The 20,954-nt window shown below is 69.8% G+C and carries 16 protein-coding genes and 3 tRNA genes; 5 read left to right on the top strand and 14 right to left on the bottom strand.

Annotated elements, in window-relative coordinates; all coding sequences use genetic code 11:
• Positions 1-77: 77 nt before the first annotated feature.
• From NO900_RS15535 to NO900_RS15510, 6 genes are read right to left on the bottom strand one after another with little or no spacing between them, the layout of a single operon-like run.
• Positions 78-497, bottom strand: a complete 420-nt coding sequence (locus NO900_RS15535; RefSeq protein ID WP_256409939.1) for a NusA-like transcription termination signal-binding factor — start codon at positions 495-497, stop codon at positions 78-80.
• Positions 497-1,711 carry a DNA-directed RNA polymerase subunit A'' gene (rpoA2, locus tag NO900_RS15530; RefSeq protein ID WP_256409938.1) on the bottom strand — a complete coding sequence of 405 codons (1,215 nt, stop codon included), beginning with the start codon at positions 1,709-1,711 and terminating at the stop codon, positions 497-499. Before rpoA2 ends, NO900_RS15535 begins: the two co-directional genes overlap by 1 nt.
• A complete protein-coding gene (locus NO900_RS15525; protein ID WP_256409937.1) occupies positions 1,704-4,625 on the bottom strand; it encodes a DNA-directed RNA polymerase subunit A' in 2,922 nt (973 codons plus the stop codon). Before NO900_RS15525 ends, rpoA2 begins: the two co-directional genes overlap by 8 nt.
• 6 nt (positions 4,626-4,631) lie before the next feature.
• Entirely contained in the window at positions 4,632-6,461 is a 1,830-nt protein-coding gene (rpoB, locus tag NO900_RS15520) for a DNA-directed RNA polymerase subunit B (RefSeq protein ID WP_256409936.1), read from the bottom strand.
• A 2-nt stretch (positions 6,462-6,463) separates the two neighbouring features.
• Positions 6,464-8,029, bottom strand: coding sequence for a DNA-directed RNA polymerase subunit B'' (locus NO900_RS15515; RefSeq protein ID WP_256409935.1), 1,566 nt, complete (start codon positions 8,027-8,029; stop codon positions 6,464-6,466).
• A complete protein-coding gene (locus NO900_RS15510; RefSeq protein WP_092567274.1) occupies positions 8,026-8,253 on the bottom strand; it encodes a DNA-directed RNA polymerase subunit H in 228 nt (75 codons plus the stop codon). Before NO900_RS15510 ends, NO900_RS15515 begins: the two co-directional genes overlap by 4 nt.
• 260 nt (positions 8,254-8,513) lie before the next feature.
• On the opposite strand from NO900_RS15510, the gene NO900_RS15505 reads away from it, so the two are divergent.
• A tRNA-Asp gene (locus tag NO900_RS15505) sits at positions 8,514-8,586 on the top strand.
• Positions 8,587-8,616: 30 nt separating this feature from the next.
• Positions 8,617-8,689 (top strand) — tRNA-Asp (locus NO900_RS15500).
• A gap of 321 nt (positions 8,690-9,010) precedes the next feature.
• On the opposite strand, the gene NO900_RS15495 is transcribed toward NO900_RS15500, so the two are convergent.
• The 3 genes from NO900_RS15495 to NO900_RS15485 form a co-directional block, all read right to left on the bottom strand.
• Positions 9,011-10,015 carry a histone deacetylase family protein gene (locus NO900_RS15495; RefSeq protein WP_256409934.1) on the bottom strand — a complete coding sequence of 335 codons (1,005 nt, stop codon included), beginning with the start codon at positions 10,013-10,015 and terminating at the stop codon, positions 9,011-9,013.
• The gene (locus NO900_RS15490; protein WP_094522281.1) at positions 10,016-10,447 is read right to left on the bottom strand and encodes a histone; all 432 of its coding nucleotides are present in this window, start codon (positions 10,445-10,447) and stop codon (positions 10,016-10,018) included.
• A gap of 142 nt (positions 10,448-10,589) precedes the next feature.
• Entirely contained in the window at positions 10,590-12,092 is a 1,503-nt protein-coding gene (locus NO900_RS15485) for a single-stranded DNA binding protein (RefSeq protein WP_256409933.1), read from the bottom strand.
• Between the two features lie 290 nt (positions 12,093-12,382).
• Between NO900_RS15485 and NO900_RS15480 the strand changes: the two genes are divergently transcribed.
• A tRNA-Arg gene (locus tag NO900_RS15480) sits at positions 12,383-12,455 on the top strand.
• Between the two features lie 209 nt (positions 12,456-12,664).
• On the opposite strand, the gene NO900_RS15475 is transcribed toward NO900_RS15480, so the two are convergent.
• Complete coding sequence (locus NO900_RS15475; RefSeq protein ID WP_256410011.1) at positions 12,665-14,506, bottom strand: cation:proton antiporter; 1,842 nt, start codon at positions 14,504-14,506, stop codon at positions 12,665-12,667.
• Positions 14,507-14,838: 332 nt separating this feature from the next.
• Between NO900_RS15475 and NO900_RS15470 the strand changes: the two genes are divergently transcribed.
• Entirely contained in the window at positions 14,839-15,120 is a 282-nt protein-coding gene (locus NO900_RS15470) for a hypothetical protein (protein ID WP_256409932.1), read from the top strand.
• 55 nt (positions 15,121-15,175) lie between these two features.
• Positions 15,176-15,877 carry a DUF309 domain-containing protein gene (locus NO900_RS15465; RefSeq protein ID WP_256409931.1) on the top strand — a complete coding sequence of 234 codons (702 nt, stop codon included), beginning with the start codon at positions 15,176-15,178 and terminating at the stop codon, positions 15,875-15,877.
• Positions 15,878-15,884: 7 nt separating this feature from the next.
• Here the strand turns inward: NO900_RS15465 and azf are convergent, their stop codons facing one another.
• From azf to NO900_RS15445, 4 genes are all read right to left on the bottom strand, one after another.
• Complete coding sequence (gene azf / locus NO900_RS15460) at positions 15,885-16,775, bottom strand: NAD-dependent glucose-6-phosphate dehydrogenase Azf (RefSeq protein ID WP_256409930.1); 891 nt, start codon at positions 16,773-16,775, stop codon at positions 15,885-15,887.
• Positions 16,776-16,945: 170 nt separating this feature from the next.
• The gene (locus tag NO900_RS15455) at positions 16,946-17,296 is read right to left on the bottom strand and encodes a cell division protein SepF (protein WP_092567268.1); all 351 of its coding nucleotides are present in this window, start codon (positions 17,294-17,296) and stop codon (positions 16,946-16,948) included.
• 86 nt (positions 17,297-17,382) lie between these two features.
• Positions 17,383-20,172, bottom strand: coding sequence for a DNA mismatch repair protein MutS (gene mutS, locus NO900_RS15450; protein WP_256409929.1), 2,790 nt, complete (start codon positions 20,170-20,172; stop codon positions 17,383-17,385).
• A 57-nt stretch (positions 20,173-20,229) separates the two neighbouring features.
• Positions 20,230-20,703 carry a DUF7344 domain-containing protein gene (locus tag NO900_RS15445; protein ID WP_256409928.1) on the bottom strand — a complete coding sequence of 158 codons (474 nt, stop codon included), beginning with the start codon at positions 20,701-20,703 and terminating at the stop codon, positions 20,230-20,232.
• Positions 20,704-20,954 lie beyond the last annotated feature (251 nt).

Genomic DNA, 20,954 nt, shown 5'->3' with positions numbered 1-20,954 from the left:
AGGGTGCCGAAACGACGGGCGCTCGCGACGGCTTATCGGCTCAACGGTGGCGAGCGTCCGTCGTTCGTCGCCGACGCTCAGGTCAGCTGTACGTCGTCGATGTCGTGGTGCCGCTTCGCCAGGATCCGTGCGGTCTCGATGTTGGCGCCGTCGGCGCCGATGGCGACGCCGCGGTCCGGCTCCGGCACCTCGACGTACGCCACCCGGTCGTTCTGCTCGGAGATCGTCACGGCGTTGACCGCCGCGGGCGCGAGCGCGCTCGCGACGAACGCCTCCGGCGTGTCCGCGTCCTCGACCAGCTCGACGGACTTCCCGAGCCGCCGCTCCGCCTCCTCGACGGTCTCGCCGGCCTGCCCGATCGCGGCGGCCATCTCGCCGGCCGGGACGAGGAACACGAGCCGGTCGCCCTCCACGAGGCAGTCCTTCGGCGCGACCCCAGTCAGCTCGTCGAAGCGACCGATGTAGCGCCGCGCCTCGTCGGAGAGCTCGACGTGCATCAGTCGTCGCCCACGACCCGCGACCCCATCCGGAGGTCGACGTCGCCGGTGCCGAGCGAGATCGGCTTCCCGGCGATGACGTTCTCGATGACGCCGTCGAGCTCGTCGTACTCGCCGTGGATCGCGGCGTCGAGCAGGTGGTTGACGGTCACCTCGAACGCCGCGCGCGCGAGCACGGAGTCCTTGTTCCCGGAGATACCGTGGCGACCGATCGAGTCGATCTCGCCGTTGTTCGTCATGATGTCGGCCACCAGCATGAGGTGGCGGACGTTCACGTCGTCGAGCCCCTGCTCTTCGAGCGTGTTCTTCGTCTCGTCGATGATCGTCTCGCGGGCCGCCTCGACCCCGAGGTTGCGGTAGATCTCGTGGATGTTGTTACACGTCGTCCGCGAGGCGTCGACGCCCTCGATGTCGAGGGTGTCGCCGAACGCCGACCCCTCGGTGTAGAGGACGAACTCCTCCTCGCCGTCGATCTCCTCCTTCCGGATGACGACGCGCTCGATCTCCTCGATCCCCTTGAAGACGATGTCGCGGAGCCGCTCGACGAGCTGGAGCAGCTCGCGGTAGCTCGGCTCGCTCGGGCCGAACTCGACGACGGTCCCCGACTGCCGGGCGTCGACGCCCAGCGAGTCCTCGATGGTCTCGGCGATGATACCGGCCACTTCCGAGGGGTCCGAGTGGGTCGGCCACCGTTCGAGGAGGGTGTCGTCGTTCAGGTCGATCCGCACCAGCATGTCGGCGACGTTCGTCGACACGTCGCCGAGCGCGAGGATGCGCGTCGCCTCGATGGACCAGACGACCTCGTGGGCCTTCTCGCGGTCCGTCGCGTACTCGCCCTCCAGGTGGACGGTCATCATCGGCGTGTCCGGCGTCTTCCGGGCGTCCACCAGCTCGATGAGCCTGGGGAGCCCCTGGGTGACGTCAATTTCCGCAACCCCGGCGTAATGGAAGGTGTTCATTGTCATCTGCGTACCGGGCTCACCGATCGATTGTGCAGAAACGGTCCCCACGGGGTCCAAGGGGTCCACCCGCGTCTCGACGTATCGATTCTCGACGCCCGTCGCGACCTCGGTGGCCTGCTCGACCGTGATCTCACCGGTCTCCTCGGCCTTCCGTTCGAGCGCCTCGTACACCTCCTCCTTGAGGCGGGCGGGGAGTTCGGTCGCCTCCACGACCGCCTCCATGTCGTCGGTGACGTGGTCGTACTCAGTCATCCGACTCCACCCCCGCGGCCTTGTTCAGCCCCGGTCCGGAGTGCTCCGAGAGGTTCGTCGGCGGCGTGCGCTCGCCGAGGAACCGCTCCTTCTCGTCGTCGGACTCGAACTCCGAGTCGACGACGCGGTCGACGATGTCGTCGACGTCGATCCCGTCGCCCTCCCCGGACGAGACCTTCACCGGCGAGGTGCCGTCCTCGCCGAACTCGAACTGGACGATCCGACCCGAGGTGTCCCGGACCGTGCCGTCGTACTGCGCCTCCAGCTCGGAGAGCGCGTTGATGAGGCGGCGCTGGAGGTAGCCGGACTTCGAGGTCCGGACCGCCGTGTCGACGAGCCCCTCGCGGCCGCCCATCGCGTGGAAGAAGAACTCCTCGGGCGTGAGTCCGCCGCGGTAGGAGTTCTCCACGAAGCCGTGCGCCTCCGCGGAGAGGTCGTTCTCCTTGTAGTGCGAGAGCGTCCGGTCCTCGTAGCCGCGGTTGATCCGCTCGCCGCGGACCGCCTGCTGGCCGACGGAGCCGGCCATCTGCGTGAGGTTCAGCATCGAGCCACGCGCGCCAGAGCGGGCCATCACGACCGCCGGGTTGTCGTCGCCGAAGTGCTGGTCGGCGATCTCCCCGGCCGAGTCGCGGGCCTTCCCGAGCGTCTGCATGATCTTCATCTCCAGCGTCTCGTCGACGCCGCGGCCCGGCAGCGATTCCAGCTCGCCGGCCTCGTACGTCGAGATGAGCTCCTGGACGCGGTCGTAGGCGCTCTCGATGGCGTCGTCGACCTGCTCTTCGGCCTCCGGCGGGATCGACTCGTCGTCGATCCCGATCGAGAAGCCGAAGTGCATGATCGCGCGCATCGCCAGCGCCGCGATCTCGTTGATGAACACGCGCGAGCGCGTCTCGCCGTACTCCTTGGTGAGGGTGTCGACGACCTCGCCGCCGAACGCCCCGACGGCGTCCTCGTCGATCGTCCCCTCGACCAGCTGGCCGTTCTCGATGACGACGTCGTCGCCGGTCGACGACGAGAAGTGCAGCGTGAGGTCGTCGGGCAGCAGCTCGGAGAACAGCGTCCGGCCGGTCCAGTAGTCGCGGCCGTCGTCGTCGACCCCGTCGGGCTCGGGCAGCTCGTCCACCCGGGTCGCCCGGAGCAGGTCGAGCGCCTGCGTCTCGGTGAACTCGGGGTTCGAGTGCGTGAGCAGGTAGGTGCCGGAGATGTGGTCCTGGATCGCGCCGATGATGTTCCCGCCGAACCGCGGCGAGAGGATCTGCTCCTGGACGCGCATGAGGACGCGCGCCTCGGCGCGGGCCTCCTCGTTCTGGAGCGCGTGCATGTTCATCTCGTCGCCGTCGAAGTCGGCGTTGTACGGCGGACAGACGACGGTGTTGAGCCGGAACGTCTTGTACGGCATCACCACGACCTCGTGGGCCATGATGGACATCCGGTGGAGCGAGGGCTGCCGGTTGAAGATCACGATGTCGCCGTCGACGAGGTGGCGGTTCACCTCCCACTCGGCCTCGACCTTCTCGGCCAGCTCCTCGCAGTTCTTCTCGGTCACCTTCAGCCGGCGACCGTCGGGGCGGCGCACGTAGTTGGCGCCGGGGTGGGCTTCGGGGCCGTTCCGGACGTACTGCCGCGCCTCCTCGACGTTGCGCTCGGTGACGTTGAGCGTCTGGGTCATCTCCTTGGCGACGCGGTCCGGCACGCCGACCTCGTTCAGCGAGAGCGTCGGGTCGGGCGAGATGACGGTCCGGGCGGAGAAGTTCACCCGCTTCCCGGACAGCGAGCCGCGGAAGCGACCCTCCTTGCCCTTCAGCCGCTGGCTGAGGGTCTTGAGGGGGCGGCCGGAGCGGTGGCGCGCCGGCGGCGTCCCGCTGATCTCGTTGTCGACGAACGTGGTGACGTGGTACTGGAGCAGCTCCCAGAGGTCCTCGATGATCAGCTGCGGGGCGCCCGCCTCGCGGTTCTCCATGAACCGCTGGTTGATCCGGATGATGTCGACCAGCTTGTGCGTGAGGTCGTCCTCGGAGCGCTGGCCGTTGTCGAGCGTGATCGACGGGCGGGTGGTGACCGGCGGAACGGGGAGGACCGTCAGGATCATCCACTCCGGTCGGGAGTCCTCCGCGTCGATGCCGAGGACCTCCAGGTCCTCGTCCGGGATGTCCTCGAACCAGTCGCGGATGTCCGAGGGCATCAGCTTGTTCATGTCCTCCTCCGTGAGGTCGACGTCGAGCGCCGTCTCGATGGCGCGGCGGTCCTCCTTGCGCGGGCGGAACTCGCCGGCCATGATCTCGTTGACCCGGTCGAGGGCGATGTCGGTCTTCTCGGCGAGCTCCTGGGGCGACGTGCCCGGATCGTCCGCCTCCTCGTCGGGCTGCATCGCGGCCGCGATGCGCTCGGAGTAGTCGCCCGAGAGCACGTCCTGGACCTCGTAGTAGGTGGTCGGCTTCTCGTGTTTGATGTCCGCCTGCGGCTCGCCGCAGAACGGGCAGGTCGACGCCTTCCGGGCCTGCCGGACGGCGGCCTTCAGCACGTCGTGCTCGTCGTCGCCGAGCTCCTTCGCGCGCTCGTATCGGTCGCGGAACTCGTCGCGCTGCGCGTCGTCCAGGGCGAGCCGGCCGCACTCGCGGCACGTCGAGCGCAGCAGCCGCCGGATGAGCTTGGTGAAGCCCACGTGGATGACCGGCGCGGCCAGCTCGATGTGGCCGAAGTGGCCGTTACAGGAGCCGGAGTGCGAGCCGCAGGTCCGACACTCAAGCCCGGGGTCGATGACGCCCAGCCGCGGGTCCATCAGCCCCATATCGATCGGGTAGCCGTCGTCGTCGTACGTGTCGGCCGTGATCACCTTCGTCGCCGACATGTCCCGGTACGTCTCCGGGTCCATGAGGCCGAAGTCGATCCCGCCGAGCACTTTCGGTGTTTGCATTGACATCTAAATCGCGTCCTCCAGTTCGAGTTTCGGTCGGATTCCCAGGGCGATCATCTCGTCGAGCAGCAGCTTGAACGCGTAGCTGACCTCCAGCTCGTGGATGTCGTCCTCGTCGCCCGTCACCGGGTCGTACACGCGGCGCTGCTCGCGGTCCTCGACGGCAACGAGCCCGGTCTCCGCGGAGACGTGGACCGTCTCGGCGTCCGAGGACTCCAGCAGCCGCTCGTTGAGCACCATCGACGCGCCGTGGCCGATGATCGTGTCGCGCTCCATCTCCCCGACGCGCAGGCCGCCCTCGCGGGCGCGCCCCTCGGTCGGCTGGCGCGTGAGCACCTGGACCGGCCCGCGCGAGCGGGCGTGGAGCTTGTTCGACACCATGTGGTACAGCTTGTGGTAGAAGATCGTCCCGACGAAGATCTCGGCGTCGATCTTCTCGCCGGTGACGCCGGAGTACATGACCTCCTTGCCGGAGGACTTGAACCCGTGCTCTTCGAGCCCCTCGCGGAGCTCCTCCTCGTCCTCGCCCTGGAACGGCGTCCCGTCGACCCGGGAGCCGCGCAGCGAGCCGACCTTGCCGCCGAGCATCTCCAGCACGTGGCCGACCGTCATCCGGGACGGGAGCGCGTGCGGGTTCATCACGAGGTCGGGGACGACCCCCTCCTCGGTAAACGGCATGTCCTCCTGCGGGGCGAGGTGGCCGACGACGCCCTTCTGGCCGTGTCGGGACGCGAACTTGTCGCCCAGCTCGGGGACGCGCTGGTCGCGCACCTTCACCTTCGAGAGCTTGGAGCCGTCCTCGCCCTCCATCAGCGTCACCGTGTCGACGACGCCCGACTCGCCCGAGCGCATCGTCACCGAGGTCTCGCGGCGCTTCTGCGGGGAGAGCCCGCCCATGTCGTCGGGCTCTTCGAGGAAGCGCGGCGGACTGGTCTTGCCGAGCAGGACCGAGGACTCGTCCACCTTCGTCTCGGGGTTGACGAGGCCGTCCTCGTCGAGGTGCGTGTACGCGTCTTCACCGCGCGCGCCGCGCACGTCCTGTTCGGGGATCTCGAAGCGGTCCTCCTGGCCGCCGGGGTACCGGCGCTCCTCGCCCTCGTACGTCCGGAAGAAGTGCGAGCGGGTGAGCGCGCGGTCGACGGAGCCCTGGTTCATCACCAGCGCGTCCTCGATGTTGAACCCCTCGTAGGACATCACGGCGACGACGAAGTTCTGCGCCGCCGGCCGCTTGTCGAAGCTGATCTGGTCGGAGGTCTGCGTCTTCACCATCGCCAGCTGCGGGTAGTGCAGCAGGTGCTGACGCGTGTCCGGCCGGATCCGGTAGTTGGCCGAGGGGAGTCCGAGCGACTGCTTCATCATCCCCGCGCCCATCGTGATCCGGGGGCTCGCGTTGTGCTCGGGGTACGGGATCATCCCCGCGCCGATACCGAACACGAGCTGCGGGTCGATCTCGAGGTGCGTGTGGTCCTCGGTCACGTCCTCCTCGTCGACGGCGACGAGGATGTCCTCCTCCTCCTCGGCGTCGATGAACTCGACGTAGCCGCGGTCGATGAGGTCCTCGAACTCGATGTCGCCGCGTTCGAGCGCCTCGACCTCCTCGTCGCCCAGCAGGGGCTCGCCGTTCTCGACGACGATCAGCGGCCGGCGGGCGCGCCCCGCGTCCGCGTTGACGATCACTTCTTGGGTCCGGTCTTTGACCGAGACGTTCACCATGTCCGAGACGTCGCCCCGGCGGCGCGCCTCGCGGATCTGTTCGGCGAGCGCCTCGGGGTCCGGATGGGTCCCGACGAGGCTCCCGTTGACGTACACCTTCGCTTCGCGTTCTGCCTGTGCCATGATCAGTCGTCCGCCGTCTGTCGTTCGACGCCCTCGATGCCGGGGATCCCCTCGACACCCATCGACGCCAGTTCTCGTTTCAGCCCCTGTTCGTCCTCGACCGTCTGCGACAGCTCCATCGACTGCGCGAAGTTCTTCACGAGCCCGCAGTTCGGCCCCTCCGGCGTCTCGGAGGGACAGATGCGACCCCACTGGGTCGCGTGGAGGTCCCGCGCCTCGAAGTGCGGCTGCGACCGCGACAGCGGCGAGCGCAGGCGCCGCAGGTGCGAGAGCACGCCCATGTAGTCCGTCCGGTCGACGAGCTGGGAGACGCCCGAGCGGCCGCCCACCCAGTTGCCCGTCGCGATCGGGTGTTCGAGCCGCTCGGTCAGCACGTCCGAGCGGACGACCGTGTTGACGGTGAGCTGCCGGTTCCGCATGTTCGCGCGCTCCAGCTGGTACTTCACGTCGCGCGCCAGCTTGTTCAGGGCGGTCCGGAACAGGTCGCGCATCAGGTCGCCGGAGACCTTCAGGCGCTTGTTGGCGTAGTGGTCCTTGTCGTCGGACTCGCGGCGGTCCAAGGCGAGCTCGAAGCACGCCTCGGCCATCCGGCAGAGGTAGTACGCCTTGTTGATCCGCACGTCCTCCTCCTCGACGCCCTCCTCGTGGAGGTGCGGGAGGAGGTAGCGGTCGATGACGTAGTTCGCCCGCTTGAGCTGGTAGTTCTTCCCCTGGCCGGAGGCGACGCGCTCGCCGAGGGTCTCGATGGCCTCCTCGGTCGTCTGCACGTCGGCCTCCTCCAGATTCTCCAGCATGAACTTCACGATCTCGGGGTCGTCCGAGACGCGGTGGACGATCTCCTCGTCCGACTCCAGCCCGAGCGCGCGGACGAGGGTCACGAAGTCGATCGAGCCCGAGACGGACGGGAACGACACTTCGAGGAGCCCCTCGCGGTTGCGCTCACAGAGGACCAGCGCGCGGTAGCCGCGGCGCTGGGAGAACGTCTTGGCGACCTGGATCTCGTCGCCGTACTTCGAGTCGTACTCCGCGAGGATCTTGTTCGGCGCCAGGTCCTCCGAGGTCATCAGCACGCGCTCGGAGCCGTTGACGATGAAGTAGCCGCCGGGGTCGACGGGGTCCTCGCCGATGTCGATGAGTTCCTCGTCGGAGAAGCCGGCCATGTTGCACTTGTCCGAGCCGACCATGATCGGCATCCGACCGACCTTCGTCTCGGTCGTGTCGACGACCTGCTCGGGCTCGTCCTCGCCGCCGCGCACGATTGACATCTCCATGAAGACGGGCGCCGAGTAGGTGATGTTCCGGAGCCGCGCCTCTTGGGGATACAGCAGCTCCTCGGAGCCGTCGGCCTCGCGGACGCGGGGGGTGACCATCCGCACGTCGCCGAGTTCGACGTAGACGGGCTCTTGGCCCTCCTTGTCGCCGATGTCGGTCTCGATCGTCTCCTTCTCGTCGACGACCTCCTGCATGCCGCGGTCCAGGAAGTTGTTGAACGAGCGGAAGTGGTGTTCGGCGAGCCGTTCGTCCGAGAAGTACTCGCGTGAGACCACGCGTCGGTCTTGCCTGTTCATGAGACGACTAGTCGGTACACGACGGCCTCCTCCGTCGTGCGAGAGTTTCGAACGATCTTCACCACGTCGCCGACCTCGGCCTCGTCGGGGAGCGCGGGATCCGTGCGTTTGATCTTCGGTAGGTTCGTCCGCTTCACGTCGTACTCGGCCAGGACCTCGTCGACCTCGTCGTCGTCGAGGAGGACGTGGTCCGGAACGAGTTCGTGTTGGCTTACGTCTACCATGGGTGGTGGTTATTGAGAGAAGCTATCACGAGATACTACAGATCGCTATATGGGCCAGCGGCATAAGACTTGCCAACCGGCGCCGCCGCGCGCGGCTCACGACGACGGGCGTACGATACTCTCACTCACGCGGTTATCATACAAAAGGCTACCGCCGCGATCGGCCCGTCGCCGGCCGTCTCGTCCCTGGTATCCGTCCCCACCGTCGCCGGCGATGACAAGCCTTATTTGCCAGACAGGGGTACGAACGAGTGCGACAAGCCCGGATGGTGTAGTGGCCCATCATACGACCCTGTCACGGTCGTGACGCGGGTTCAAATCCCGCTCCGGGCGTCCCCCGTTTCGGGGCTTCTGTCGCTGTTTGCCCGGATGGTGTAGTGGCCCATCATACGACCCTGTCACGGTCGTGACGCGGGTTCAAATCCCGCTCCGGGCGTTTTCGACGAACAACACGGCGAGCGGAGCGAGCCGTTCGTCGAAAACGGTCGCAAAAGGATTTGAATCTGAGGACGAGCGAACGCAGTGAGCGAAGTCCTCCGGGTTCAAATCCCGCTCCGGGCGCTTCTGTCGACGCCGATTACGAGCGAGGAGCGGAGCGACGAGCGAGTCCGGCGTCGACGAACGCAGACGAAGGGATTTGAATCAGGGAGTGAAGCGAGTGACACGAGCGGAACGACCGTGGTTCACATCCCGCTCCGGGCGTTTCCGACGAACGACACGGCGAGCGAAGCGAGCCGTTCGTCGGGCGACCGGCCGCCTACAGGTCGAGCAGCTCCCGCAGCTCCGCCACCAGCGACTCCGTCTTCGCGTCCGGCTCCTCGTCGTCCGTGACCGGGGTTCGGCCGTCGTACGTCTCGTGGACCATCGAGACGCCCTCGGCGAGGGTGTCGAGCCCGTAGCCGCCCTCCAGCACGTAGGCCTCGACCGCGCCGGCGTCGTCGGCGACCGACCGGATCCGATCGGTCATCATCGCGTACCCCTCCGACGAGACGCGCATCCGCGAGATCGGGTCGTGGCGGTGGGCGTCGAACCCCGCCGAGACGATCAGCAGATCGGGGTCGAACCGGTCGATCGCCGGTCCGATCGCCTCGTCGATGGCGTAGCGGTAGTCGGCGTCCCCGGCGCCGGCGCCGAGCGGGAGGTTCACCGTGGTCCCCTCGCCGTCGTCGCGGCCGATCTCTTCGAGGTCGCCGGTGTCCGGGTAGAGCCCGTCCTCGTGGATCGACGAGTAGAGCACGTCGCCGCGGTCGTAGAACACGTCCTGGGTGCCGTTCCCGTGGTGCACGTCCCAGTCGAAGATCGCGACCCGATCCGCGGCGCCCTCGTCGAGGGCGGTCTGGGCCGCGACGGCGGCGTTGTTGAAGAAGCAGAACCCCATCGCGTCGTCGGGCACCGCGTGGTGTCCGGGCGGGCGGCCGAGCGCGAACGGCGTGTTCCGGCCGTCGGCCCCGTCGAGCGCCGATCGGGCCGCCCACTGCGCGAGGCCGGCGGCCGTGAGCGCGGCGTCCCAGGTCCCCTCGCTCGCGACGGTGTCGGGGTCCCAGCTCCCGCCGCCGTCGTCGACGAACGCCTCGAGCTCGTCCACGTACGCCGCGTCGTGGACGGCGACGACCTCCTCGCGGGCCGCCGGGTCCGCCTCGACGTACTCGACGCCGTGGCGCTTGGTGAGCCCGCGGCGGATCGCGCGCAGTCGGTCCGGGTTCTCCGGGTGTCGTTCCCCCGTGTCGTGCGCGAGACACCGCTCGCTGTAGCCGAACCGCATCTACTCGAACAGCGCGAAGTACGTCTCGATGTCCTCGGCCTGTACGGTCCGTCGGTCGGCGTGTCGCGCGAGCGTCGCGGCCGCGCTCGCGACGTTGTCGGCGTAGTCCTCCAAGATGTCGGCCAGCGCGATCCGCGCGTCGACGCCGACCCGGTAGCGGTCGTCGATCCGGAGCCGCGCGATCCGGTCGATGGGCGCGACCGGGAGGGTGAGGTCCTCGCGAGCGATCACCTGTTCGACGCCGAAGTCCGACGCCATCAGCGTCTTTCGCCCGTCCTCGGTCGCCCGCTCGGCAGCGTCGATCGCCAGCTCCGCGCCGTGCGACTGGATGCGGCGCGCCAGCTCCTCGGCGGCGTCGGCGCTGACGCGGAGCTCCCCGGCGTTCCGCCGGATGATCCCGTCCACCGGCGCGAACGGCAACTCGACACTCATACACACAGTCGCGTCCGTGCACGGTATAACGCTTTCCGTTACCGCCGTCTCCGCGCCCGAGCGCTGGCGTCGCGGCGACTCGACGCGTCGCTTCCCGCATCCCGGACCCGACGAGCGGGAGTCCGGAGCCGCCTCTCGGCGATCAGAACACGTCGTCCGCGTGGATCGTCCCGTCGCGTTCCGCGCCCCGCACGGTCACCTCCTCGCCGAGCCGGAGGCCGGCGTCGGTCTCGACGCTCTTCGTCCGCTGGCCGTCGTCCAACACGACGGGGTCGCCGGTCTGCACGACGGTGCCCGTGAACTCGACGTCCTCGGCCGACCGTTCCGCCGTCGCGGCCGCGGCCCCGCCGGATCCGGCGCTCTCGCCGCCGCTTCCGCCGTCGCCGGTCTCGCCCGCGACGGCCTCGGCGGCCGCCTTCTGTCCGTCCTCCGCGAAGGCTCCGAGCCCGGCGTTCTCCCCGCCGCGCTCGTCGCCCCCGTCGCCGCTCCCGCCGCTCGCTCCCGCCGCGCCGCCGGCGGCCCCGCTCGCCGTCTCCGCGCCCTCGTCGAGGACGGTGACCGTCGAGCGCCAGTTCGCGGACGCCTCCAGGTCGTCCTGCCACCCGTCCTGGATCTCGACGTCGGTGAAGACGACGCGGTCGGCCAGCTCGATCTCGCGGTCCGCCTTGTCGCCCCACAGCGCGACGCGGATCTCGCCGGTGTCGTCCTTGACGCGGACGTTCCGGACCTGTCCCCCGCTGCCGTCGTCGCGGTCGAAGGTGCGCTTCGGGTCCGTCTCGATGACGCCCCCGCCGATGTCGACCGTCTCCCCGATCTCCAGGTCGGCGATGTCGGTCGTCTCCGGGACGTACTCCACGTCCTCGTCGACGCGCTCGACGGTGCCGCGGTCGCCGACGTGGAGCTCCAGGTCGCCGTCGCGCTCGCGGACGTAGCCGTCCCCGACCTCGACGACCTCGCCGGGCTCGAACTCCTCGGTGAGGTCGGCCTTGTCGTCCCAGAGGGTGACGCGCACGCGACCGGTCTCGTCGCCGACGGTGAGGTTGGCCACGCGCCCCTCGCTGCCGTCGTCGCGGTCGAACGTCCGGATCGAGTCGGTGTCGAGCACCTGGCCGACGAGGTCGACGTCGGCGGCGCCGAGCGAGAGGTCCTCGACGCGGTAGGTGTCGAGCACCTGCACGTCGACCTCGGCGTCCTCGTCCGGCTCGACCTTGTCGGCGCTCACCTCCAGCCCGCTGTACCCCTCCTTCGGGCGGCCCATGACGCGGAGCACCTGGCCGACCTCCAGCTCCTCGTCGGCCGCCGCGGCCATGTCGTCCCAGAGCGCGACGCGCACCGAGCCGGACGCGTCCGCGACGTCGACGTTGCAGACGCGCCCCTCCTCGGCCTCCTCGTCGTCGCGCTCGAACGTCTTGACCTCGCCGATGGAGGTCACCTTCCCGAGGAACTTCACCTCGTTCATCCCCGGCTCGATGTCGGCGATCGTGTCGGCCTCCTCGTCGCGCAGCTCGTGGGCGATCAGCATCGCGGCCGTCTCCTCGTCGGCGAGCCCGCCCATCTGCTCGACCTTGTCCTCGACCGCCGCCTCGAACTCCTCGAACTCGACGTCGGTGTCGAGGTCCTCGTAGACGTCCTCTATGGCTCCCATACGCGTACCTCCTCGGTTGTCGAGTCCGCGGATAAGCGTTGTCCTTGCCGGGGTTCCGCGGCCGAACGCGCGCCCGCCGCTGGGCCGGCCCGAGGCGCGGTCGCTCGTCGGCTCCGCGGCGGCGACGCCGCGGATCGAGGTTCAGTCATATCCGTTCATCGGTCCCCTCGATACAAAAGGTGTGCAATTCGCGCGCGGTCGCCTCTCGCCCGCCGCGTCGCGTGCGACCCTCCGCCACGCGGCCTCCGGACCGTAACCGTCTTAAGTTCCACCGCGGTACGTCTGCTTGAGTCCTGGTAGGGTAGTGGACTATCCTCTTGGCTTGCGGAGCCAGGGACCGGAGTTCAAATCTCCGTCAGGACGCTCACTTCTCGCAGGCGCTCCGCGTCGCGGAGCGCCTGCTTCGGCGTTCGCGTCCTGACGTGCCCTGCGCTCGCTTCGCTCGCGCAGGACTCCGTCAGGACGTTTTCGGACACAACACGTGACGATCGGGACGCTTTCAGACGCACCACGTGGCGAACACGGTGAGCACCGCGAGTCGTGCATACGCCGACGGCTGTGAGCGACCGCGCTCAGTCGTGCGGGTGGAACCGCTCCATCGCGCGCCTGACCGCGTCCGAGTCGCCGATGAAGGTGACGTGGTCGCCGTACTCCAGCACGCTGTCCGCCGACGGGACGTGGTTCTCCCCGTCCCGGCTGACGACGGCGACGAAGGTGCCGTCGGGGATCTGCGCGTTGAGGTCGCGGATCGTCTTCCCGGCGAGCTCCTCCGCGGTCACCTCCACCTCCTGCACGTCGTGGCTGTCGCCGAGCTCGTTCATCCAGTGGGTGATCGCCGGCCGCTCGATCTCGTCGTCGATGGCCACCGCCGTCGCCGTCGGCGAGTCGATCCCCTTCACGCCGATGCTCTCGAAGGCGTCGAGGTTGTCCGACTCGTTCACCCGCGCGTACACGGCATCGACGTCGAACTTCGTGATCGCGAGCTGGCACGCGAGGAGGTTGATGTCGTCGTCGCCCGTCACCGCGATCACGCGCTTCGCGTCCTCGACGCCCGCGTCGCGCAGCGTCTCGGTGTCGCTGCCGTCGCCGTCGTGGACGGTGAACCCCTCCGAGCGCGCCCGCTCGATCGCTTCGTCGTCGGTCTCGACGACGACGACGTACTCGCCCCGCCGCTCCAGTCGTGTGGCGAGCGCCCGGCCGACCCGGCCGCCGCCGATGATTATCGTGCGCATTGGTGACACTCCGAGGGCGTCGCCGATCTGCCGCGCCAGCCCCGCCTCGATCGCGACCGTCGCGAAGATGACGGCGAACACCGTCCCGACCAGCAGTTCGCCCGCCGCCACGTTCCCCGCGAGCTCCAGCTCGATGGCGAACAGCGTGGCCACGCTCGCCGGGATGATCCCGCGCGGCCCCACGCTCGCGATGAACAGCCGCTCCGGGCGCGTGAACCGCTCGACGCCGGCGGTGGCGATCAGGGCCCCGAGCGGGCGGAGCACGAGCATGATCACGAGGACGAGCGCGACGGCGCCGAGGCCGAGCTGCAGGACCGCCTCGACGTCGATCAGCGCGGCCAGCGAGATGAACACGAACGAGAGGACGACCAGCGTCGTGTTCTCCGCGAACCGCTCGATCTCCTCCCTGTTCTCGATGTCGAGGTTGCCGAGCAGGATCCCGCTCGTCGCCGCCGCCGCGATGCCCGCCTCGGCGGCGACGGCCTCGGCGGCCGCGAACGCCCCGACCGCCGCCGCCAACACGAGGAACTGCGACGCCTGCACGTCGCGCTCGGGGACCAGGTCGCTCTCCAGCAGGTAGTAGATCACCACCGTCGCGAGCACGCCCGCGAGCACGCCGACGCCGAGCCGCTCGACGAACGAGAACACGGTCGCGGGGACCCCGAGGTCGTCGAGCAGCAGCGTCTCGAAGATCACCACGGCGACGATCGCGGCCGTCACGTCGTTGACGATCCCCTCGGTCTCCAACGCGGTGGCGACGTGGTCCCGGACCCGGACGACGTTGAGTATCGGCGTGATGACGGTCGGCCCGGTCGCCACGAGCAGCGCGCCGATGAGCAGCGCGATCTCCCAGCTGGCGCCCTCGAAGAGCCTGACCGCGGCCGCCGTCCCGAGGAACATCACGAGCGCGCTGACCGTCACCAGCCGCAGCGACACCGTGGAGGCGCCGCGGATCCGGTCGACCCGCAGGGCGAACGCCCCCTCGAAGACGATGATGGCGACGCTGATCCCGACGACGATTTCGAGCCCGCTCCCGAACGTTTCGAGCGTCACGAGCCCCAACGCCTCCGGTCCCAGCGCGACGCCGATGAGGAGGTAGAAGATGACGCTCGGCACCTTCAGCCGGTGAGCGACCAGCTGGACGACGAGCCCCGACACGAGGATCGCCGCGATGACCGGCAACAGGCTGGACACGTCTACGGTTCGTACGCGCGCCGCCCTCCTTAGTGTACTGGTGGCGCGAGACCGGGCCGCCCGGCCGCGCCGCTCCGCCGGCGGTGATCCGCGGACATCCCCTCGGAGCGCCGAATCACGCCATTGATCCGCACACTCGGGAAACTATTACCTCGGTTCCTCCCCTGCGTGAGGACGCGCCCGAGCGAACCCCCGTATCGGGCGTCCCCTCCCGTCCTCAGACGCTCTCACGGCCGATGACGCCTTTCGGACCCGACACGGTCCCCGCCGCACGGCCGCCGACCGCGGCGCGAGGGCCTCGCGCCGCTTCCCCTCCAACGATGACACGAGACCGACCCCGCCACGGACGCACCGCACACCTCGACCCGTACGCGGGTCCCCGCCCCGCCGCGCCGCCGTCGCCGCGCGCGCTGGCCGTCCTCGCGACGCTGCCGGTCGCGACCGTCGCGGCCGCTTCTCTCCCGGTCGCGGCCGCGTTCGTACTGGCCCTCTCCGTCGGCGTCGTCGCCGGCGCGACCCTCTGGCGCCGCTACCCGGCCGTCGTCGACCGGGCGCTGCCGGTTCCCGGCGGCGACTCGGCGGTAGGTCCCGGGGAGCGGTGAGCCGACCCGGACGCGTGTCTCGCCCTTTTTACGTCGCCGTCGTCGACACCCGCGCATGACCGACCGCGACTCGGGCGTCCGCGACGCCGCCGACGACGCGGAGGACGCCGATGGCCCCCCCTCCGTCTCGGCCGCCCTCGCCGCCGGCGCCGCCCTGTTCAACGAGGGGCACGTCCTCGCGGCCCACGACCCGTGGGAGGCGGCGTGGCTCCCGCTCGACGAGGGCGACGACGAGCGCCTGCTCCACGGGCTGATCGCGGCCGCGGCGGCCACCCGCCACGCGACCGAGGGCAACTGGTCCGGCGCGGCCGGCTGCGCCGGAAACGGCGCGCGGTACCTGTCCGGATTCGCCGAGGAGACGCCTTCTGACGCCGACGGCGGGGCCCACGGCGTCGACGTCGCGACCGTCCGGGAGTGGTGCCGACGGCTCGCGGCCGACCCCGAAACGGTCGAACGCGTCGCCCCCCCGCCGATCCGGATCGGCGGCGCGGCGCCGGGGTTCGACGACCTGACGCTCTCGGCCGCGCTGCTCGCGGCGCCCGCGCTCGCCGAGGCGGTCGACCGCGGCGACCCGGCGACGTTCGAGGCGGCGGCGGCGCTGGCGCGCGAGGAGCGCGGCACCGGCCGGACGCGGTTCGCGGAGCTCCTCTTCGCGTTCCTCCGCGAGCCCGACGCCCGCCCGCAGGTGGCCGCGCGGCTCGCGGACCACGTGGAACTGGCGGAGCGAAAGCGGCGCGACGTCGACGACCTCTTCTAACCCCCCGTCAGGCGCCGTCGGTCGGGGTGTCGGGGTCCGAGGGGAAGTTCGGCTCCGCGGGGGGTTCGTCGGCGGCGGTCCGGTCGGAATCCCCCTCCCCGCCGCCCGTCGCGGCCCCCTCCTTCGGCTCGCCCTCGAAGGTGTAGTCGGCGGAGTTGTCGGCGGGGTCGTAGCCGAGCGCCTCGCGGGCGCGTTCGAGGGAGTAGTAGCGCCGGTCGTTGTCGGAGATGCCGTAGACGATCTCGTAGCCGTAGTCGGCCCGGAGACACCGGTCGAACAGGTGCGCGCAGTCGCGGTGCGAGAGCCACATCGCCTGCCCGCGCTCGTACTCGCGGGGCGGGTGGTCCTTCGTGAGGTTCCCGATGCGGACGCAGACGACGCTCATCCCGTGCTCGTCGTGGTACAGCCGGCCGAGCGCCTCGCCGGCCGCCTTCGAGACGCCGTAGAGGTTCCCGGGCCGGGGGAGCTCGGTGCCGTCCAGGCGGTAGCCGTCGTCCGGGCGGTACAGGTCGGGGGTCCGGTCGTCGGTCTCGTAGCCGCCGACCGCGTGGTTCGAGGAGGCGAACGCGAACCGCTCGACGCCGGCCTCGGCGGCCGCGCGCATCACCACCTGCGTCCCGTCGATGTTGTTGCGGAGCACGGAGTCCCACGGCGCCGTCTTCCGCGGGTCGCCGGCGAGGTGGATCACGGCGCCGACGTCCCGCATCGCCTCCCGGACCGCCCGCTCGTCGGTGATGTCCGCGACGTACCGGTCGGCGTCGGTGACCCCGTCGGGCACCTTCGCGGCCGGGAGCGGCTCCCTGTCGAGGAGCCGCCAGTCGTAGTCGTCGCCGATGCCCCGGAGGATGGCCTGGCCCACCCGTCCGCCGGCGCCCGTCAGCAGGACCGGCTCGTCCATTCGGTCGTACGTGGGCGGGAGACGGGCATATAACACACGGTTCGACCCCGTACCCGACGGTCACGGCGGACGGACGGGCGAACGTCGTACAATCGGCGCGCAGGCGAGGGGGTCCCGAGGACACGGTGAGCCCGAGAACACGGTGACCCCGAGGACGGGACGGGTCCCGGCTACAGCTTTTCCCGCGAGACCGAGACGCCCGTCGGCGTCACGACGATCTGGTCGTCGCCCTTCTGGACGATGTCGCCGTCGACCTCCTGGGCGACCTGTCGCAGCTCGTCGATGATGTGTTCGATCGTCCGGTCCGACGTGGAGTGCCGGGTGATGTCGGCGATGACGAAGTCGCCGTCGTAGACGGCGTCTTTGATCGGGATGACGTCGCTCTGGTCGCCGATCTCCGCGATGTGTACCTGCATCCCCGTCTCGGCGTGCGCCTCGGCGAAGTCGTCGATGTCGAGCTCGACGTAGTCGTCGACGGAGCGGTTGCCGCCCCCGCCGAGGATCTTGCTCATGATGCCCATACACACCACACGTCGAGGTCGGACATTAGTTCTTACGTCAGACGCACCCGGGCGCGCTCCGTGTCCCGCGCCCCGCGTCCCGCGTCTCAGTCCCCGTCGTCGAGCCGATCCTGCCACTCCTGCACTCGCGCGAGCAGCTCCACCGGCGCGGTCTCCGCGACGTCGACGTCGCTCAGCTCGTCGATCACGGCGCGGGTCTCCGGATCGAGGCGGTCGGCCTCGGCGGCCTCCGCCGCGCCGCCCGACGCCGACTCCCGAACCGCCCCGTTTCGACCCTCTTCAGGGGGGGAGCCGTCGGCGCCCGCTTCGGCGGACCCAGACGCCCCGGCCGGCCCGGCGTCACCCTCGCCCGCGAACGACCCGGACGAGAGGTCGAAGACGACCTGTTTCGTGCCGCCGTCTCCCGGACCGCCGCTCCCGTCTCCCGGGCCCCCGCTTCCGGCCCTCTCGCTCCCGGTCCGGGACCCCTTCGCCTCGATCGCCTTCTCCTCGCGGAGCCGGTCGAGCACCGCGTCGGCGCGGGAGACGACCGGGTCGGGGACGCCCGCGAGGTCGGCGACGTGGACCCCGTACGACCGGTTCGTCGGGCCGTCGCGGACGGTCCGGAGGAACGTCACCTCGCCGTCGCGCTCGTCGACGGCGACGTGGACGTTCGCCACGCGCGGGAGGTGGTCCGCCAGCGCCGTCAGCTCGTGGTAGTGCGTCGCGAAGAGGGTGCGGGCGCGCACCTCGTTGTGGAGGTACTCGGTCGCGGCCCACGCGATGGAGATCCCGTCGTAGGTCGCGGTGCCGCGGCCGACCTCGTCGAGGATGACGAGCGAGTCCGCGGTCGCCGAGTGGAGGATGTTCGACAGCTCCTGCATCTCGACCATGAACGTCGACCGGCCCTGCGCCAGCTCGTCGAGCGCGCCGACGCGGGTGTAGATCCCGTCGACGAGCCCGACCTCGGCGGCCCGGGCGGGCACGAACGACCCCGCCTGCGCGAGCAGTTGGATCAGGGCGGCCTGCCGCATGTACGTCGACTTCCCGCTCATGTTCGGGCCGGTGACGATGAGGAAGCCGCGCTCCCCGTCGAGCCGGAGGTCGTTCGGCACGAAGTCGGTCGTCCGCTCGACGACGGGGTGGCGACCGGCCTCGACGTCGAGTCTGCGCTCGTCGGTCAGCTCCGGGCGCGTCCAGTCGTTGCCGGCGGCGTGAGTCGCGAGCGACGCGAGCGCGTCGACCTCGGCGACCGCCCGCCCCACGTCCTGGAGCAGCGCGGCGTCGTCGGCGACCCGCTCGCGGAGTTCCTCGAACAGCTCGTACTCCAGCTCGCCGCGGGCCTCCTCCAGCCGGAGGACCTCCCGCTCGCGCTCTTCGAGCTCGTCGGTGACGAACCGCTTCGAGTTCTTCAGCGTCTTGATCTCGCGGTAGTGGTCCGGCACCCGGTCGGCGACCGACTTTCCGACCTGGATGTAGTAGCCGTCCGTCTTGTTGCGGTCGACCGTGACGTGGCTGAGCCCGTGGCGCCGCTTCTCCCGCTCCGCGAGCGTGTCGAGCCACTCGGCCGCCTCCTCGTGGCTCTCGATCAGCTCGTCGAGCTCGTCGTCGTACCCCGGCTTCAGCAACCCCCCCTGCGTCTTCGCCTTCGGCGGGTCCTCGGCGAGCGCGTCGGCGAGCTCGCCCCGGAGCGCGCTCGCGCGCTCCCGGTCGAGGCCGTCCAGCACCTCGGCGACCGGCGAGTCCGCGAGCGGGGTCCCCTCGACGGCGTCGACGAGTTCCGGCACCAGCGCGAGGGTGTCGCGCACCGAGAGGAGTTCGCGTGCGCCAGCGCTCCCGCTCGTCGCCCGCGAGGCGAGCCGTTCGAGGTCGTACGCCGCTCCGAGCGTCTCTCGGAGGCGGTCGCGCGCGAGCGCCGCCGACGCCAGCGCCTCCACGGCGTCGAGCCGGCGGTCGAGCCGCGCCCGGTCCCGTCGCGGCCGCGTGAGCCACTCGCGGAGCAGCCGGCCGCCGGCCGCGGTGACGGTGTGGTCGACCGTCTCGAACAGCGACCCCTCCCCCTCGCCGCGCATCGTCTCCGTGAGCTCGAGGTTGCGCTGGGTCGTCGCGTCGACGTCGACGTGGTCGCCGTCGCCGTACGCCGTGAGCCGGGTCATCGACGCGAGCACGCCCGCGCCCGTCTCCTCGACGTAGCCGAGGACCGCGCCGGCCGCGCGCAGCGCGAGGTCGGAGTCGATCCCGACGCTGTCGGCGGTCTCCCGCCCGAACTGTTCCCGAACGGCGTGTCTCGCCCGCCCCGGCGCGAACGCCTCCGCGTCGAACAGCGAGACCGACCCGGAGAGGTCCTCGCGGACCGCGCCGAGCAGCCGGTCGTCGTTGCGGACGCGGGGCCCCGGGAGCACCTCCGCGGGGTCGAACCGGTACAGCTCCGCCCGGAGGTCGCTCTCGTCGTCGACCTCGGTGACGAGGAACCGGCCCGTGGTGACGTCCGCGAGCGCCAGGCCGTAGGGGCCGTCTGTCTCGTCCTCCTCGCGAACCACCGCCGCGAGGTACCGCGCGTCGTCGTCGGCGGTTTCGAGGAGGGTCCCGGGCGTAACGACGCGGGTGATCTCGCGGGCGTGGCCGTCGTCGGTCTCGTACTGGTCCGCGACGGCGACCCGGTAGCCGCGCTCGACGAGCGCCTTCACGTAGGGGGTCAGCTCCGAGAGCGGGACGCCCGCCATCGGGTGCGACGAGCCGTGCGAGGACTTCTGCGAGATCGAGAGGTCGAGCTCGTCGGCGACCAGCTCCGCGTCGTCCGCGAAGAACTCGTAGAAGTCGCCGCACTGCATCGCGAGGACGTCCGCGTCCGTCTCCGCCTTGAGATCGAGGAACTCCCCGACGATCCCCGTTGGCATATGTCCGTACTCCCGCCGTGGGCGGCTAAAACCCTGCGGGTGTCGCGTCCCGAGCGCCTACACCCGGTTCCGGCGCGTCACCGTGCGGTGCACCGCCCCGGAGACGCCGAACAGCACCGCGAAGAGGACCGCGTACGCGTAGCCGGAGACGCCCGCGAACGGGACCGTCCCGATCCACGCCGCGCCGCCGAGCAGCCCGCAGACGACGGCGAGGCCGAGGTAGTACTCGCTCCACAGGATCTCGTTTTCGGAGACGACTTCGAGGTACACCTCCAGCTCTCGGCTCTCCTCGGTCAGCGAGACGATCCCCCTGTTCGGCTCGTAGTCGATGAACCCGCCCTCCGCCAGCTTCGGCAGGTGCGACTGGTGGAGCGCGGTGTAGACGCGCTTCCGCTGTTTGTACGTGACCTCGTTGATCTCGCGGTCGTTCTCCCACGCCGCCAGCTGTTCGGCGATGTCCCTCACGCGGGCGTCGTCCCCGCGCTCTTTCAGGTAGGTTATCACGTTCCGTCGCCGCTGGTTGCTCAGCATCGTGAATATCTCGTCCCGCGTTGGTCCGTCCCCGTCGTCGCTCTCTCTCCGTCGTGCCGGCAAGTTGGGGTGTCATGGCTCTCTGCCGCGGATCCGCTCCGATTGCCAATTGACACCGAAGCACATATAACTTGTCACTTTAAGTATGTCTATTATTTCATACAAAACGTATTTGATCGTCTGAGGCGTCTATTATCGTGCTTTGATAGAGGACGTCTCGGTACAATTACCAGATATAGTTAATTTCATCG

Source organism: Halorubrum rutilum, assembly GCF_024494565.1.
The sequence above is the reverse complement of the archived record's forward strand: the minus strand, read 5'-3'. Positions and strand labels throughout refer to the sequence as shown.

Coding starts and splice junctions, on each gene's coding strand:
- NO900_RS15535 (WP_256409939.1), bottom strand. CDS start 497: ATGCACGTCGAGCTCTCCGACGAGGCGCGGCGCTACATCGGTCGCTTC.
- rpoA2 (WP_256409938.1), bottom strand. CDS start 1,711: ATGACTGAGTACGACCACGTCACCGACGACATGGAGGCGGTCGTGGAG.
- NO900_RS15525 (WP_256409937.1), bottom strand. CDS start 4,625: ATGCAAACACCGAAAGTGCTCGGCGGGATCGACTTCGGCCTCATGGAC.
- rpoB (WP_256409936.1), bottom strand. CDS start 6,461: ATGGCACAGGCAGAACGCGAAGCGAAGGTGTACGTCAACGGGAGCCTC.
- NO900_RS15515 (WP_256409935.1), bottom strand. CDS start 8,029: ATGAACAGGCAAGACCGACGCGTGGTCTCACGCGAGTACTTCTCGGAC.
- NO900_RS15510 (WP_092567274.1), bottom strand. CDS start 8,253: ATGGTAGACGTAAGCCAACACGAACTCGTTCCGGACCACGTCCTCCTC.
- NO900_RS15495 (WP_256409934.1), bottom strand. CDS start 10,015: ATGCGGTTCGGCTACAGCGAGCGGTGTCTCGCGCACGACACGGGGGAA.
- NO900_RS15490 (WP_094522281.1), bottom strand. CDS start 10,447: ATGAGTGTCGAGTTGCCGTTCGCGCCGGTGGACGGGATCATCCGGCGG.
- NO900_RS15485 (WP_256409933.1), bottom strand. CDS start 12,092: ATGGGAGCCATAGAGGACGTCTACGAGGACCTCGACACCGACGTCGAG.
- NO900_RS15470 (WP_256409932.1), top strand. CDS start 14,839: ATGACACGAGACCGACCCCGCCACGGACGCACCGCACACCTCGACCCG.
- NO900_RS15465 (WP_256409931.1), top strand. CDS start 15,176: ATGACCGACCGCGACTCGGGCGTCCGCGACGCCGCCGACGACGCGGAG.
- azf (WP_256409930.1), bottom strand. CDS start 16,775: ATGGACGAGCCGGTCCTGCTGACGGGCGCCGGCGGACGGGTGGGCCAG.
- NO900_RS15455 (WP_092567268.1), bottom strand. CDS start 17,296: ATGGGCATCATGAGCAAGATCCTCGGCGGGGGCGGCAACCGCTCCGTC.
- mutS (WP_256409929.1), bottom strand. CDS start 20,172: ATGCCAACGGGGATCGTCGGGGAGTTCCTCGATCTCAAGGCGGAGACG.
- NO900_RS15445 (WP_256409928.1), bottom strand. CDS start 20,703: ATGCTGAGCAACCAGCGGCGACGGAACGTGATAACCTACCTGAAAGAG.